Below are 15669 nucleotides of genomic sequence, written 5' to 3'. Positions count from 1 at the left end.
GGTCAGCAGCTCGAACTCGGCGTCAAGTTCACGTCGAACGTTGCCGGGGATGTCACCGGCATCAAGTTCTATCGCAGCGCCAATGATAACGGCCAGAATGTCGTCGACCTGTGGACCACGACCGGCACCAAGCTCGCCACCGCCACCTTCACCAATACCACCGCGAGCGGCTGGCAGACGGTGAATTTTGCAACACCGGTCACCATCGCCGCCAACACCACCTATGTCGCCTCCTACCACACGACAGGAGCCTATGTCGCGACCAACAATTTCTTTACGACCGCCGTCACCAACGGTCCGCTGACGGCCCCGTCAAGCGCCGTCGCCGGCGGCAACGGCGTCTATGCCTATGGCGGATCCGCCACTGCAGGTCTTTTCCCGACCAACACCTATAATGCAGCGAATTACTATGCCGACGTGGTCTTCCGGCCGCAGCTCGTCGCGTGAAGCATGTGAGGGGATTACGAACGGGTTTCGAATGAGGCTGATACGTCGCAAGTACTCGCCGCGGCTCCGGTCGCCCGGAACGCCCGCATTCAAGGAAGGCCGATGAACAGGATCGAACGGCTTCCGGTAACCGTGCTGGCCGGCTTCCTCGGCGCCGGCAAGACGACGCTGCTCAGCCACGTCCTGAATAACCGTCAGGGCCTGCGGGTCGCCGTCATCGTCAACGACATGAGCGAAGTGAACATAGACGCCAGTCTCATTCGCGACGGCGACTGCAACCTGTCGCATACGACGGAGACATTGGTCGAGCTCAGCAATGGCTGCATATGCTGTACTTTGCGCAACGACCTCCTGACGGAAGTACGACGGCTGGCAGAGGAGCGGCGATACGACTATCTGTTGATCGAGGGCACCGGCATTGCCGAGCCACGCCCCATTGCGGCAACCTTTTCCTTCCGCGACGAGACCGGTGTTTCGCTCGCCGATTTTGCCAGGCTCGATACGATGGTCACCGTGGTCGACGCTGCAAATCTGTTAGCCGACTACAGCAGTGCCGATCTGCTTGCCGACCGTGGCCTGCAGCGTGACGGTGAGGACCGGCGCACCCTGATCGACCTGCTGGTGGATCAGATCGAGTTTGCCGATGTCGTCGTGATCAACAAGATCTCGGATACGACCGAAGCGGTCCGCGCGGAGGTGAGCAAGATCGTTACCTCTCTCAACCCGGATGCGCTTCAGGTGGAGACGGATTTCGGCAAGATTTCTCTTTCAACCGTCCTAGATACAGGCCTCTTCGATGAAGCAAAGGCCGCGGCGCATCCCCTGTGGCACAAGGAATTGTATAGCCCGGATGAGCATGTTCCGGAGACGGAGGAATACGGGGTCTCGAGCTTCGTCTATCGCACCCGGCGTCCCTTCGATCCGACGCGGTTTCGGGCATTCCTCGACGAACCCTGGCCGGGAGTGCTGCGCGCCAAGGGCCACTTCTGGCTTGCCACGCGCCCGCGTCATGTGGGCCTGATGTCGGCTGCCGGGATCCAGCGGCGCTGCGAGCCCATGGGGCTCTGGTGGGCAGCCGTGCCCCGGCAGGACTGGCCCAACCACCAGCAGTTTCAACGACAGCTGCAGAGCCGATGGGACAGCGCCTGGGGCGACCGCCGGCAGGAACTGGTTTTCATCGGCGTGGGGATGGACGAGACAGCTGTACGGACTGCGCTGGACGGGTGCCTCGCCAGCGCCGATCCGCGCGACTGGGCCGCCCTCGAAGATCCGTTTCCGGCCTGGTAACACGGGCGGAGCAGGATAGCGCGCGCGTTAACCGGCCCGACCGGCCGGGGTGCGGTGAGGATCATCATATCGACGTATGGTAGTACCACCCACATACCCCGGATTGCTGTCGTCCGTTCCATTGCGAAAGCTGGCAGGATGAAGTCTTGCAGTGTCGATCGACGGATTGGGGACGCCGCTGATGCGGAGAATTCATGTCAGTAATCGTGAGTACCTGAGTATATTTGGTGGAGCGTTGATTATCTGTCGTTCATCCTCTGCCTGGAGCGCAGGCCTTGGATCGACGACGGTCGTGTCTTCGACGAATAGCGATGGTTCCCCGGGCTTTGCCAATCAGGGCAGCGCAACGGTCCACTCCTCCTTCACCGGCACGGTCACATCGTCCCTGACACCATCGGTCGACATGCAGACGCCCTCGGCATCGCCGGCGCCTGCGGCCGATGGCGGCACGCGGGACACGTCCACGAAGACGGCCTCGGCTGCGACGGTCTTCGAAACGTCTTCCTCGACATCCGAGCGCACCGTGCTTGGCCCGGATCCGCTCGAGGAGGCTGCGACACTGCCTGCCGCTCCCGAGCTGACCGGTGTTACCAGCAATGCCGATACCGGCAGCGGCGAAACGGCGGCGCCTGTTCCTTCTTCCAGCAGTGTCGCCACGGCTTCGTTGCGCCTGCAGGCCTCGATTGCATCCATTTCGGTCGAGGAGAGCCAGGACTCTTCTGCGGAGACGACAGCGGCCCCGACAGCACTGGTGGCCCCAGCGACGGCTGCGCCTGCGGCGACGCCCAACAAGATCGCGCTGGAAAACCTGAAGCAGGGCAACCCGATCAGCGAGTGGGGGCTGGAGGGCGACGGCGGCGGCACCATCCAGGGTTTTGCCACCGAAATCAGCACGAATATCGGCCAGACGGTCGATTTCAAGATCGCCACCGATTCCACCCACTACCGCATCGATATCTATCGCATGGGCTATTATGGCGGGGCTGGCGCGCGCAAGGTCGACTCGATCGAGCAGCAGCTGACCACGGCGCAGATCCAGCCGCATCCAATCGTCGACATGTCGCTCGGTCTCATCGATTGCGGCAACTGGTCGGTCTCGGCGAGCTGGCAGATTCCAACGGACGCGGTCTCCGGCGTCTATTTCGCCAAGCTGGTGCGTGAAGATGGCACCGAGGATGCCAGCATCATCCCCTTCGTCGTGCGCGACGACGCCTCGACCAGCGATATCGTCTTCCAGACGTCGGACACGACCTGGCAGGCCTATAATGCCTGGGGCGGCGCCAGCCTCTATTACGGTGAAGTGCCCGTCGACCCGGCAGACATGATTGGCTACCTGCCGCCGAACTGCAGCTGCGGCGTGACCGCGATCGGCCGCGCTTCGGCGGTCAGCTACAACAGGCCGATCATCACCAATACGAGCCCGATCGGCGGCTCGCATGATTACATCTTCGGCGTCGAGTCTTCCGCCATCTCGTGGCTGGAGCAGAACGGCTACGACGTGTCCTATATATCAGGCGTCGATACGGCGCGCAGCGGCGGCCTGCTGCTCAACCATGATGCCTATCTCTCCGTCGGACATGACGAATACTGGTCTGCCGAACAGCGCGCCAATGTCGAGGCCGCCCGCGATGCCGGCGTCAACCTCGCCTTCTGGAGCGGCAACGAATGCTATTGGAAGGTGCGCTGGGAAAGCAGCATCGACGGCAGCGGTCAGGCCTATCGCACCATGGTCTGCTACAAGGAGACCTGGGGCACGAGCACGGATCCGAGCAATGTCGGCACCGGCACCTGGCGCGATCCGCGTTATGCCGATCCGGGGCAGGAGCCGGAGAATTCGCTGACGGGCACGATGTTCCAGGTGGACAGCTACCGCCAGGATACGATCTCCATCCCCTACGACTATTCGAACCTGCGCTTCTGGCGCAACACCGAGGTTTCGGAACTGCAGGAGGGCGATAGCTATAATCTCGTGCAGAACCTGCTCGGCTATGAATGGGACTCCGATGTCGAGAACGGATTCCGTCCGGATGGACTGATCAATTTGTCGCTCTCCTCGGTCTCGGTGAGCACCTATCTGCGCGACTACGGCACGACGGTCGGCGATGCGGTGGCAACCCACAGCCTGACCATGTACCGTGCGGCAAGCGGCGCGCTGGTCTTCGGCGCCGGCACCGTCTTCTGGTCCTGGGGCCTGAGCGACAACCACCAGGGCCCGACGACATCGACCGATCGCAACGTGCAGCAGTCGATGGTCAACATGTTCGCCGACATGGGCATCCAGCCGACGACGCTGGATGCGAGCCTGATCCTGGCGACACAATCGACCGATATGCTGAAGCCCACCTCGTCGATCAGCTCGTCGATATCAGGCGCAAGCTTCCTCGAAGGGCAGCATGTGACGATCACGGGCACGGCGCAGGATTTCGGCGGCGGCATCATCGCCGGCGTCGAGATCTCCACCGATGGCGGCCAGCACTGGTTCAAGGCGACGGGCCGCGAGACCTGGAGCTATAACTGGGTCGTGCAGGCGAGCGGCACCTATACGATCATGTCGCGCGCCGTCGACGACAGCGTCAACATGGAAGCGCCAGCGGGCGGCAAGCAGGTCACCGTCACCCTGCCGGACACCCAGGGCCTGTGGACGCTGGCGGACAAGCCCGCCGTCGAAATGGCGATCGATCGCGATTCCGTCGAACTCGGCCTGCGCTTCCAGGCGACGACGGCAGGGTATGTCGAGGGCATCCGCTTCTACAAGGGCTTCTACAATACCGGCGACCATGCCGTCAGCCTCTGGAGCGCCAACGGAACGCTGCTGGCAACGGGTGTCTCGGTCGGTGAATCGCTCTCCGGCTGGCAGACGGTGATGTTCTCCAGCCCGATCCAGATTGCGGCCGGCACGACCTATGTGGCCTCCTATCACACCAACGGCTTCTACTCCGCCACCGATAATTATTTCGGCGGCACCTATGCCAGCGGCGCGCTGAAGGTCGTCGATGGCGGCGGCGTCTATGCCTATGGCGACAATGCCGGCACCTTCCCCGGACAGAACCTCGGCACCGGCACCAACTACTGGGTCGACGTGGTCTTCGACGCCGGCCCCAACAGCGCGCCGGTTGCGACCGACGATAGCGGGCTGACGCTGACCCGCAACGACAGCGTCGTCATCTCGATCGCCTCGCTCATCGGAAACGATACGGATCCCAACGGCGATGCGATGACGATTTCGGCCGTCGGCAATGCCGTCAACGGCACGGTGACGCTCAACAAGCCGAACGGCACCATCACCTTCACGCCAACCAACAATTATTCGGGGCCGGCAAGCTTCACCTACACGCTGTCGGACGGGCGCGGCGGCACGGATCAGGGCAATGTCAGCCTCACCGTGGACCCAGGCCCTTCAGGGGAGACGCTGTTCAAGGCGAGCGAGGGGCCGACGGGCGCAAGCTTCAACGAGGGCCAGTCGCTGGAACTCGGCATGCGGTTCTCCGCTTCGTCGAGCGGCATGGTGACCGGCATCCGCTTCTACAAGGCGTCCGGCGATACCGGCCCGCATACCGGCTCGCTGTGGACGGCCGACGGCACGCTGGTCGCGACCGTCACCTTCGCCGACAGCGGAGCGGTGAGCGGCTGGCAGACCGCGACGTTCTCAAACCCGGTGCATATCCTGGCCGGCACGACCTATGTCGCCTCCTACCACACGACCGGCTCCTATGTGGCGACGGCGGACTATTTCACGACCGCCCACAGCAACGGCTCGCTGACGGCGCTTGCCGGCAGCAACGGCGTCTTTGCCGACGGCTCCGGTTTCCCGACCTCCAGCTATCAGTCGTCGAACTACTGGGTGGATGTCGTCTATAACCAGACGAGCAACGTGCTGCCGGTCGCCGCCAATGACAATGGCTACACGACCTATTCCAGCACGGCGTTGTCGATTGCTGCCGCCAGCCTGCTTGCAAACGACATCGATGGCGATGGCGACGCGCTCAGCATCACCGGTGTCAATGGTGCGGTCCACGGAACGGTGAGCTTCAACAGCCAGACCAAGTCAGTCATTTTCACGCCGACGGCGGGTTATACCGGTGCGGCAAGCTTCTCCTATACGGTTTCGGACGGGTTTGGCGGCACGGCGTCGGCCACGGTCAGCCTCACCGTCGACACGCCGCCGGCCGGGGGCGCGACGTCGAGCCTGTTCACCGGCGCCGACACGTCGGGGATTACCGCCGCCAACGACGCCAACTCGGTCGAACTCGGCGTCAAGTTCATCGCTTCCGCCAACGGCCAGATCACCGGGCTCACCTATTACAGAAGCGCCCAGGATACCGGTACGCATGTCGGCTCGCTCTGGACGGCGAACGGCCAGCTTCTGGCCCAGGCGACCTTCATCAACGAGACGGCGAGCGGCTGGCAGACGGTTTCCTTCACCCAGCCGATCAATGTTTCGGCCGGCACCACCTATGTGGCGAGCTACCATTCGAACGGCTTCTATTCGGCAACAGCGAATTACTTCACGACGGATTATTCGAACGGTGCGCTGACGGCGCCGTCGAGTGCGACGAGCGGCGGCAACGGCCTTTATGCCTATGGTACAAGCAGTCTGTTTCCGACCGCTTCCTACAATGCGAGCAATTACTGGATCGACGTGCTCTATCGGCAGGGCAGCGGGCAGAATGCGGTTCCGGTCGCCGCCAATGACAGCGGCTTCTCGACCACTACCGGCACGCCGATCACCATTCAGGCCTCGGTACTCCTGGCAAACGATAGCGACGGCAATGGCGATCCGCTTGTCGTTACCGGTGTCAGCGGCGCGGTCAACGGCACTGTTTCCTACGATGCCCAGGCCCAGACCGTGACATTTACGCCGACGGCAGGCTACTCGGGGCCGGCAAGCTTCAGCTACGCGATATCGGACGGCAATGGCGGCACGGCCTCGGCGCAGGTTGCGCTCACCGTCAACGGCAGCCAGTCGGCTGGGCCGGAGCAGAACTTCTTTGCCGCCGATGCGACGCCTGCGATCGTCAACGCCAACGACAATCAGCAGATCAATCTCGGTATGAAATTCCAGGCCGATACCGCGGGCTGGATCACCGCCATCCGCTTCTACAAGGGGGCCGATAATATCGGCCCGCATAACGGCTATCTGTGGACGGCCTCCGGCACGCTGCTCGGCAGCGTCACCTTCAGCAACGAGACGGCGAGCGGCTGGCAGACTGCGCAGCTCACCCAGCAGATCGCGATCCAGGCGGATACGACCTACGTCGTTTCCTACTCGAGCAACGGCAATTACTCGGCGACCGGCAATTATTTTGCCAGCGATGTGACGAATGGGGACCTGAAGGCGCCCGGCGGCAATAACGGCGTCTATGCCTATGGATCGGGCGGGTTGTTCCCGACCGCCAGCTACAACAGCACGAACTACTACGTGGACGTGGCATTCAAACCGCAGCTCGCGGCGTAACGCCCACGCGGATGTAAGACCAAGCATGCCGTAAAGAGTGAGAGTATCGATGATGCGTACAGACAACAGATTGCCCGTAACGGTTCTCGCCGGGTTTCTCGGCGCGGGAAAGACGACTGTCCTCAATCATGTCCTGAGCAATCGGGAGGGTCGTCGGGTTGCTGTCATCGTCAACGATATGAGCGAGGTCAACATCGATGCGGATCTCGTGCGCGAGGGCGGCGCGGATCTGTCGCGCACGGACGAGACGCTGGTAGAGCTCACCAACGGGTGCATCTGCTGCACCCTGCGCGACGATCTCCTGAGCGAGGTGCGGCGATTGGCAGCCGCCGGCCGTTTCGATTATCTGCTGATCGAGGGCACCGGCATTGCCGAGCCGCTGCCGGTCGCAGCCACGTTCTCCTTCCGCGACGAAAGCGGGGCCGCCCTTTGCGACGTCGCCCGCCTGGACACGATGGTCTGCGTCGTCGATGCGGTCAATCTGCTTGCCGATTACCGGAGTGCCGAGTTCCTTGCCGATCGCGGCGAACGGCGTGACGGGAACGATGAGCGCAAGCTCGTGGAACTGCTCGTCGAGCAGATCGAATTTTCCGACGTCGTCATCATCAACAAGGCAGGCGACGTGCCGTGCGCCGACCTTGCCGAGGTGCGCCGGGTCGTCGCGGCCCTTAATCCGGATGCTGAGGTGATCGAAGCAGTCTTCGGCCAGGTGCCGCTCGGCGCGATCCTGAATACCGGTCTCTTCAGCGAGGCGAAGGCCGCCCGTCATCCGCTCTGGCACAAGGAACTCTTCGGTTGGGGCGACCATGTGCCGGAGACCGAGGAATACGGCATCAGAAGCTTCGTCTATCGCAGCCGCCAGCCGTTTGATCCTTCAAAGCTGCAGGATTTCCTCGGCAGGAAATGGTCGGGCCTCATCCGTGCGAAGGGGCATTTCTGGCTGGCGACGAGGCCGGATGAGATCGGCCTTCTGTCGATTGCCGGCACGCAGTGCCGCATCGATACCAGGGGTTTCTGGTGGGCCTCGGTGCCGAAGGTGCAGTGGCCACGCTTTCCGCAGTTCCGCCAGCTCATCGACCGGCATTGGGACGAGGTCTGGGGCGACCGCCGCCAGGAACTCGTCTTCATCGGCGCCGGCTTCGACGAAGGAGCAATCAGGGCGGCACTCGACGACTGCCTGACCGGTGAGGAGACAGGCTTCGACCCGCAGACGGCTGTCGGGCTCCGGGACCCGTTTCCGGCCTGGCCGCACGGGCATGTGCATGCACATTCAAACAGTTAGAGCGTCCTCATGGACGTAAGGCGCCCTAAGGTGAAGACGTTTTGATTATCAACCAGAGGAGAGAACAATGAGCAACGAACTTTACGCAGACGGCATCGGCGAAATCACCATTACCGGAACGATCGTGCGCATCGACCTGATGTCGCTTTCGGCTACCGATCGTGATGCCAACAACAACCCGAAACCGGTCTTCCGCCAGCGCATCATCATGCCTGTCGATGCCTTCGCCAATGCGGTCGATCTGATGCAGAAGGCGCTCGGCGGGTTGGTCGAAGCGGGTGCGGTTCGTCGCGTTGGCGATATGTCAGCTGCGGCGGCTGCCGATATTCAATCGGGGCCGGCCGGCGCTTCGAACGCTTCGCCGAACTTCAACTGACAAAACAGATATCGCCTCGGTTTCGTATTGGGTTTCGGGTGGGCCATGAGTGGTTTTCTGCATACCAACCTGCATTGTCTGGCGCTCGTCGCGCGACATCACGGCGTCGATCTTGCTCCGGAGCGCCTGCAGCACGATTATGCCGTCGGCAACGATCCCGTTGCCGTGCGGCAGCTGCTGCGCATGGCCAAGGATGCCGGCCTCAAGGCCCGGCATCTGACGCTCGACTGGCGATCGCTGTTTCAGCTCGGCGAGGCCTTTCCGGTGCTCGCGGAACTGACGAACGGCAATTGGGTGGTTATCGCCGACGCTGTCGGGAGCGGTGAGGAGGAGAGAATTCGCGTTCTCGATCCGCTCGCCTCACGCGCCGAAGCGATGATGCTCAGCGAAGAGCAATTCGCCAAGGCCTGGCTCGGATCGGTGATCCTGCTGAAGCGCAATTATCGCATGTCCGATGAGGACCGGCCCTTCGGCTTCCGCTGGTTCGTTCCCGAAATCATCAAGCAGCGCAGCTTCTTCCGCGATGTCGCGCTCGCGGCCTTCGTGCTTTACGGCCTGGGGCTGATGACGCCGATCTTCTTCCAGCTCGTCATCGACAAGGTGCTCGTGCATCAGAGCTATGCGACCCTGACGGTTCTGACGGTCGGCATCGCGATTGCGCTCGTCTTCGACGCGACGTTCACCTTCCTGCGGCGCTATCTGCTGCTCTACGCCACCAACAGGATCGACATCCGCGTCGCGACCCGCACCTTCGGCCATCTGCTGAACCTGCCGATCGCGCTCTTTGAACAGGCTTCGGCCGGCGTTCTCGTCAAGCACATGCAGCAGACGGGGCGCATCCGCGAATTCCTGACCGGCCGGCTGTTCCTGACCCTTCTCGACGGCGTGTCCCTCTTCGTCTTCGTGCCGATCCTGCTTCTCTACAGCGTCAAGCTGACGCTCGTGGTGCTCGGCTTCGCAGCGCTTGTCGGCCTGGTGGTGATGCTGCTCGTCGGGCCGTTCCAGCGCCGCCTGCAGGCGCTCTACCAGGCGGAAGGCGACCGGCAGGCCCTGCTGGTGGAAACCGTGCACGGCATGCGTACCGTCAAATCGCTGGCGCTGGAACCGCGCCAGCGCAAGGTGTGGGACGATTATTCGGCCCAGTCGATCTCGGTGCGTTTCCGGGTCGAGAAGATCTCGACCATCGCCCAGGCGATGACCGGACTGCTGGAGAAGCTGATGAGTGTCGCGATTATCGGCCTCGGCGCGCTCGATGTCTTCAATGGCGCGATGACCATCGGCGCACTGGTTGCCTTCAACATGCTCGCCGGCCGGGTCTCCGGACCGCTCGTCCAGATCGTCACCATGGTGCATGAATATCAGGAAGTGGCGCTCTCCGTGCGCATGCTCGGCGAGATCATGAACCAGCGGCCGGAGCAGGCGGGCCGCGGGCGCGGTGTTCGGCCGCATCTGCGGGGCCACATCGCATTCGACAGGGTCACCTTCCGCTACGCTCCCGACACCGCGCCGGCGCTCGACAATGTCTCCTTCGCCATTCCGGCAGGCTGCGTCTTCGGCGTGGTCGGCAAGAGCGGCTCGGGCAAGACGACGATCACCCGGCTCATCCAGGGGCTCTATCAAAGCCAGGAAGGCCTGGTGCGCATGGATGGTTACGACAGCCGCGAGATCGACCTCGTGCACTTAAGAACCAGCATCGGCGTCGTGCTGCAGGACAATTTCCTGTTCCGCGGCTCGGTGCGCGACAATATCGCCGCCGCCAAGCCCGATGCCAGCATCGAGGAGATCATGGAGGTCGCCCGCATCGCCGGCGCCGAAGAGTTCATCGAACGGCTGCCGCGCGGCTTCGACACGATGCTGGAGGAAAATGCCGCCAACCTCTCCGGCGGCCAGAAGCAGCGCCTGGCGATTGCCCGCGCACTGATCACCGATCCGAAGCTGCTGATCTTCGACGAGGCGACGAGCGCGCTCGATCCCGACAGCGAGGCGATCATCCGCGAGAATCTGAGCCGCATCGCCGCCGGCCGCACTGTCATCATTGTCTCGCACCGGCTTTCGACCCTTGTCGATGCCGATGCCATTCTCGTTATCGATCGCGGCAAGGTCGCCGATATCGGCCGACACGATCAGCTGGTGTCGCGCTGCATGACCTACCGTCACCTCTGGGCACAGCAGATGAGGCAGGTCGCATGAACGCGCATGTCAAAAAATCCAGCGAGAACCTGCCCGTACGCTCGAACAAAGCCCCCTCGGCCACGGGACCGGACAAAGGCAGGGAGCTCACCGCCCGCCCACCGCTGCCGCCGGCGATTGCGGAATTTCAGTCCGACGCCGTCGAGCTGGAAGAGCGCGCGCCGCCGCGCGTTGCCCGCATGACGCTCTACTGCGTCACGGCGCTGCTTGCCGCAGCGATCACCTGGGCCTCGGTCTCGTCAATCGACGAGGTGGTGATTGCGCCCGGCAAGCTGGTCACCACTCAGCCGACCATCGTCGTCCAGCCGCTCGAAACCTCGATCATCCGCACGATCGACGTGAAGGCCGGCGAGGTGGTGCGTGCCGGCCAGACGCTGGCGACGCTCGACGCCACCTTCAGCCAGGCCGACGTCGGGCAGCTGAAGACGAAGTTTTCCGCCCTCGACGCCCAGGTGAAGCGGCTTGAGACCGAGCTGACCGGCGAGGACTATTCGAAGATCGCCGGCAATACGCCGGACGAGCAGTTGCAGGTGCAGCTGTTCGGCCAGCGGCGCGCCTTCTACACGGCGCAGCTGCAGAATTTCGAGCAGCAGATCGCCGGCCAGTCCTCCGTCCTCAAGGCAAACCGCAACCAGGAGGCCGTGCTGAACGACCGGCGCGACAATCTCTCGCAGATCGAGGCGACACGAAAGAAGCTCTATGACACGGAAAGCGGCTCGCTGCTCACCATGCTCGGCTCGCGCGACGCCCGCCTTGATGTCGAGGCCGATATCACTGCCGTGCGCGGCAAGGCCGACGAGGCGGCTCACACCTATGCCAAGCTGCTCGCCGACCGTCAGGCATTTATCGAGGATTTCCGCCGCGCCGCGATGGAGCAGCTGGCGGACCTGCGCAGCCAGCGCGACATGGCGGGCGAAGAGCTGAAGAAACTGGAGCTGCGCCGCAACATGGTGGCGCTGACGGCACCTGCCGATGCGGTCGTGCTCGACCTGGCGCAACGCTCGGTCGGTTCGGTGGTGCGGGAGGCCGAACCGGTCGTCACGCTGGTGCCGATCAACGTACCGCTCGAAGCCGAAGTGTCGATCAACACCCGCGACATCGGCCGCGTGGCCGTCGGCAAGGAGGCACGCATCAAACTCGACGCCTATCCCTTCCAGAAATATGGCACAGCCTCCGGCGAAGTGAGAACCATCAGCCAGGACACCTTTCTAACCGGCCAACAGGAGCAGACAGCCACCCCCGGCCAGCCGGCCGCCCCCTTCTTCAAGGCGCGGATCCTGCTTGCCGATACCCGGCTGAATGCCGCAGATGTGCCGGTGCGGCTGCTTCCCGGCATGACCGTGTCGACGGAAATCAAGGTCGGCAACCGCACGGTGATGTCCTACTTCCTGTATCCGTTGCTGCGCGGACTCGATAACGCAATACGTGAACCATAGGCTGACGGATCATTGGCTGAAAACACAGTTCCGAGTGAGCTTTGAGGCAGATATCGCCTCTCATCGTCTGCGGTTTGGCCGCCTGCATGTTCGTGAAGTCGGTCGCCGCTTGACGCTATACGCGCCTAACCTCACACTCGCTGAGTCGAAGGTGAGTCGAACAGACTGTACGGTTTTTCAGATGCGTTGCTCACCTCCCCAGGAGCCGCGAGCCGGGGCGGATCGATCCAAACCCGGTTGGTCGCAAAGACAATCGAGGTCGATCGACTTCGAACGCGCACAGGCTCCTATTTTGTTTGTGAGGCCGCGCCGTGGATAAGGTGTCATCAGCCGTCGATCCTCCTGGCGGTGGCCCACGTTCACACTGGAATTTCCCGTGGCGGAACGTCCCCCGCTGGCTGCTTTGGCCAGTGCTCTTGATCGGCATCTTGCTCGTCGCGGGCATCGTCGTTTTTTTCGGTGGAAGCGACCGTCTCGAAGGTCCGGCTGGGCACGTTGAAGATCGAGCTCTCGATAAGGCTGCCCCGTCATCGGAAATCGCCGCCCGCCGTGATGATGAGACTGCTTCTCCCCTCCGGCCGATGTCGATATCGCCGCAGCTGATCGAGGCCCCGAAGCCGGAGCTGGCAGGTCAGTTTCTGCGGATATGGCGCGTCTCGGGGTCGAATATTTGCGCTGCTCTTCGAGAGGCCGGTATCGAGATGAGCGAATGGAAAGCGGCATCGATGCGCAATCGCAATTATGAATGTTATTTTCAGCGCATCTATGAACGTGACGAGGCGCGTCCCCTCAGTTCCACCTTCCTCAAGGTTCGCGGAAATGAAATGGGCGATATTGTTGAGATCCGCGCCAGGATCATCGGGCCGACGACAGACGATGAGGGGCGTCTCGCCCCAGCTATTCTGCGCATGTTCGAGATCATTGTGAAGCAGGCGTGCTGGCGCGATTTCGAGGATAGTCTTACGTCGATCCAAAACCTTCGAAATGTCGAAGAAGAGCAATTCGGCGCCTATCTCAGTTTCATGCGCGAAGCCGACGGCGGAAGCAATTTTGATTTTGTTCTTGGTCTTAAGGCGACTTCAGCTGCGCAGGTGAGAACCAAGACGTATTTTTCGCCGGAGCGTTGGCTAACCGGAACCGATCGCCGCAACGTTTCGGGGAACGTGATCCTCACGGACCGCTCGAGTACGTCCACGTCAGCCAATTGTCCAAATTGACGGCGTAGCCGGAGGGGTGACCTGCGGGAGTTGCTACGACCGTGCAGAGGAGGGCGCCACGACGAAGCCTTACAGGTCCTTACGGATAGAAAAAACGTAATTATAAGGCCTTCCGGAAGAGCTCTTCCGAACCTCCTCGGACGACAGGGAGCGCAATTTTCGATCTTTCAGGCAATATACCGAATAGCCAAACGGTGTGAGATAGTCGATCACACTGGCGACAGCATTGGGTCGATGTCGGTCTTCCGCCTCGATGAGCAGGTTGGGACGGTCCCGGCTCAAGATCGCCTCCGCACCTTTGAGTACTTTGAGCTCGTGGCCTTCAACGTCGATCTTGATGAAACCGACAGCGTCGAACTGATAGCTATCCAGGCGCCGGGTCGGAACGGAGATTTCTTCGACATTTTGCGTTGAAAGCGTATTCTGCTCCTCAATTGTCGCGCAGCCATCCATAAGCTGATCACTGGGGATCCGCATCGTTGCAACGCCAGCGCTATCGGAAAGTGCGACCTGCTCGACCCGAACCGTCGAACCAAGTGCTGCCTCCAGAAAAGCGACCATATTGGGCTGAGGTTCAAAGGCGACGACATCGCGCGCAAGCTTGGTCAAGAACCAGGAATAAACACCGTAGTTCGCGCCTATATCGATCGCAGTCTGGTTCCGACGGCATAATTTGTCGAGGATCCGAAGCTCGGGCTCACCCCGGCGCCATTCCCGTGACGCGCGCGTCCACAACCTGAACCGAGGTGGCGCAATATTAGCGATGTGAAGCATGTCGGCTCCCGGGTAACTCGAACGCGCGCTATCCGCTCATCGAGCGGCGTGCCCTGTTTTTCCATCTTCGGTGAATTGGCAGCCAGTCGCTAGATCATCGATAGTTGATGGCCTGCGCGGCCCTTTCGCCAAGCCTAGTTCTTTAGGTGAAGCCGACGTAGCCGCGAAATACCTTTGATCTCGCCAGGTGATGATGGCGCGGCGGGGCTAAACACCTAGTCGACCGGGCAGGCTTCGTTTCCGACCATGTTGGCCCAGAGAATCCTCGCCGTTCAATCGTCGGAATAAAGGTAGTCTCACCTATATACAGCATTACTGGAAATGCTGTATATGACAGCAAATACAGCAAAGGAGAACACCTATGGCCAGGTCAAGCGGTTCCTATTCTACCAGTGATCTCTCCCGGAAATCCGGCGACATCATCGCCGAGGCGCTTCGTCATCCGGTCACCATCACCCAGCGCAACAAGCCGCGCCTCGTCCTCCTCAACATCGAAGACTACGAGCGGCTGATGAAGCAATCCGACCGCCGATCCGCCGGCACCATCGGGACCATGTCGGATGAACTCTTCGCTGAATTCGAGAACGCCGTCGAGACCTATGCCGGCGAGGATGAGGCAGGTCGGTCGTGAGCTACGACCTGATCCAGACCGCAAGCGTCATACGCTATCCTTACCTCTGGGCGCGGGAGGCTGAGCGAGGAGAGACGGAAGGACGCAAGGAGCGACCGGTCGCCGTGGGCGTGAGAATGCCACGGCCGGACGGTGACCTGGTCCTGTTCTTTCCCATCACCACCAAACAGCCGGAGGCATCGCGGTTTACTGTAGAAGTGCCTGCGATCGAAAAGCGCCGCGCCGGCCTTGATGCCGATCGCAGGCTTTGGATCATCTTCGATGAGTTCAACACCGACACCGTCGGCAATTCATTCTATCTCGAGCCCGAGCCGCCGACAGGCCGCTTCAGCAAGGCTTTCTTCCTGCCGTTGCTGCGCGAATTCATCAGCCGCCGCAAGTCGGCCACGGAAGTCAACCGGTTCCGCTGACCGCCACGGCAAGAGTGCGGCGGCGTATTGATCGTCATGAAATGGATTTGACAAAGCAACTTGCCTCGGCCGGCGCTGGTAGTTGAGGCTTTCGCGCTTGGAAATAGAATGTACCCGGCTACAGGCGATGTGGCGGTGAAGTTGGAATGTCCGGATCTCTGCAA

At 61.8% G+C, this 15669-nt stretch carries 11 protein-coding genes; 10 read left to right on the top strand and 1 reads right to left on the bottom strand.

Going from position 1 to position 15669, the window contains the following annotated elements; translation table 11 throughout:
* From CO655_RS32245 to CO655_RS32210, 8 genes are all read left to right on the top strand, one after another.
* The coding region (locus CO655_RS32245; RefSeq protein ID WP_141514391.1) for a DUF4082 domain-containing protein at positions 1–447 on the top strand (447 nt) is incomplete at its 5' end.
* A gap of 102 nt (positions 448–549) precedes the next feature.
* Positions 550–1734: a GTP-binding protein gene (locus CO655_RS32240; protein WP_097667906.1), complete on the top strand. Its 1185-nt coding sequence runs from the start codon at positions 550–552 to the stop codon at positions 1732–1734.
* Positions 1735–1915: 181 nt separating this feature from the next.
* On the top strand, positions 1916–7189 hold the full coding sequence (locus CO655_RS32235) for a DUF4082 domain-containing protein (protein ID WP_097667907.1): 5274 nt from the start codon (positions 1916–1918) through the stop codon (positions 7187–7189).
* Positions 7190–7238: 49 nt separating this feature from the next.
* Complete coding sequence (locus CO655_RS32230) at positions 7239–8471, top strand: GTP-binding protein (protein WP_097667905.1); 1233 nt, start codon at positions 7239–7241, stop codon at positions 8469–8471.
* 67 nt (positions 8472–8538) lie between these two features.
* The gene (locus CO655_RS32225; protein WP_040112893.1) at positions 8539–8847 is read left to right on the top strand and encodes a hypothetical protein; all 309 of its coding nucleotides are present in this window, start codon (positions 8539–8541) and stop codon (positions 8845–8847) included.
* A 45-nt stretch (positions 8848–8892) separates the two neighbouring features.
* Positions 8893–11037, top strand: a complete 2145-nt coding sequence (locus CO655_RS32220) for a peptidase domain-containing ABC transporter (protein WP_097607640.1) — start codon at positions 8893–8895, stop codon at positions 11035–11037.
* The gene (locus CO655_RS32215; protein ID WP_097667904.1) at positions 11034–12473 is read left to right on the top strand and encodes an HlyD family type I secretion periplasmic adaptor subunit; all 1440 of its coding nucleotides are present in this window, start codon (positions 11034–11036) and stop codon (positions 12471–12473) included. Before CO655_RS32220 ends, CO655_RS32215 begins: the two co-directional genes overlap by 4 nt.
* A gap of 410 nt (positions 12474–12883) precedes the next feature.
* Entirely contained in the window at positions 12884–13690 is an 807-nt protein-coding gene (locus CO655_RS32210; protein ID WP_097667903.1) for a DUF6030 family protein, read from the top strand.
* 69 nt (positions 13691–13759) lie between these two features.
* Here CO655_RS32210 and CO655_RS32205 read toward each other — a convergent pair whose 3' ends face one another.
* Positions 13760–14464, bottom strand: a complete 705-nt coding sequence (locus CO655_RS32205; RefSeq protein ID WP_097667902.1) for an FkbM family methyltransferase — start codon at positions 14462–14464, stop codon at positions 13760–13762.
* A 361-nt stretch (positions 14465–14825) separates the two neighbouring features.
* On the opposite strand from CO655_RS32205, the gene CO655_RS32200 reads away from it, so the two are divergent.
* The gene (locus CO655_RS32200; protein WP_097667901.1) at positions 14826–15095 is read left to right on the top strand and encodes a type II toxin-antitoxin system prevent-host-death family antitoxin; all 270 of its coding nucleotides are present in this window, start codon (positions 14826–14828) and stop codon (positions 15093–15095) included.
* Complete coding sequence (locus CO655_RS32195) at positions 15092–15505, top strand: hypothetical protein (protein WP_097667900.1); 414 nt, start codon at positions 15092–15094, stop codon at positions 15503–15505. Before CO655_RS32200 ends, CO655_RS32195 begins: the two co-directional genes overlap by 4 nt.
* Positions 15506–15669 lie beyond the last annotated feature (164 nt).

It is taken from the genome of Rhizobium sp. M1, from assembly GCF_002531805.1.
GTDB classification, from domain to species: domain Bacteria; phylum Pseudomonadota; class Alphaproteobacteria; order Rhizobiales; family Rhizobiaceae; genus Rhizobium; species Rhizobium etli_C.
Note: the sequence above shows the minus strand (reverse complement) of the source record. Positions and strands in the feature narration are given on the sequence as shown.

Coding starts and splice junctions, on each gene's coding strand:
- CO655_RS32215 (WP_097667904.1), top strand. CDS start 11,034: ATGAACGCGCATGTCAAAAAATCCAGCGAGAACCTGCCCGTACGCTCG.
- CO655_RS32220 (WP_097607640.1), top strand. CDS start 8,893: ATGAGTGGTTTTCTGCATACCAACCTGCATTGTCTGGCGCTCGTCGCG.
- CO655_RS32200 (WP_097667901.1), top strand. CDS start 14,826: ATGGCCAGGTCAAGCGGTTCCTATTCTACCAGTGATCTCTCCCGGAAA.
- CO655_RS32225 (WP_040112893.1), top strand. CDS start 8,539: ATGAGCAACGAACTTTACGCAGACGGCATCGGCGAAATCACCATTACC.
- CO655_RS32205 (WP_097667902.1), bottom strand. CDS start 14,464: ATGCTTCACATCGCTAATATTGCGCCACCTCGGTTCAGGTTGTGGACG.
- CO655_RS32230 (WP_097667905.1), top strand. CDS start 7,239: ATGATGCGTACAGACAACAGATTGCCCGTAACGGTTCTCGCCGGGTTT.
- CO655_RS32240 (WP_097667906.1), top strand. CDS start 550: ATGAACAGGATCGAACGGCTTCCGGTAACCGTGCTGGCCGGCTTCCTC.
- CO655_RS32235 (WP_097667907.1), top strand. CDS start 1,916: ATGCGGAGAATTCATGTCAGTAATCGTGAGTACCTGAGTATATTTGGT.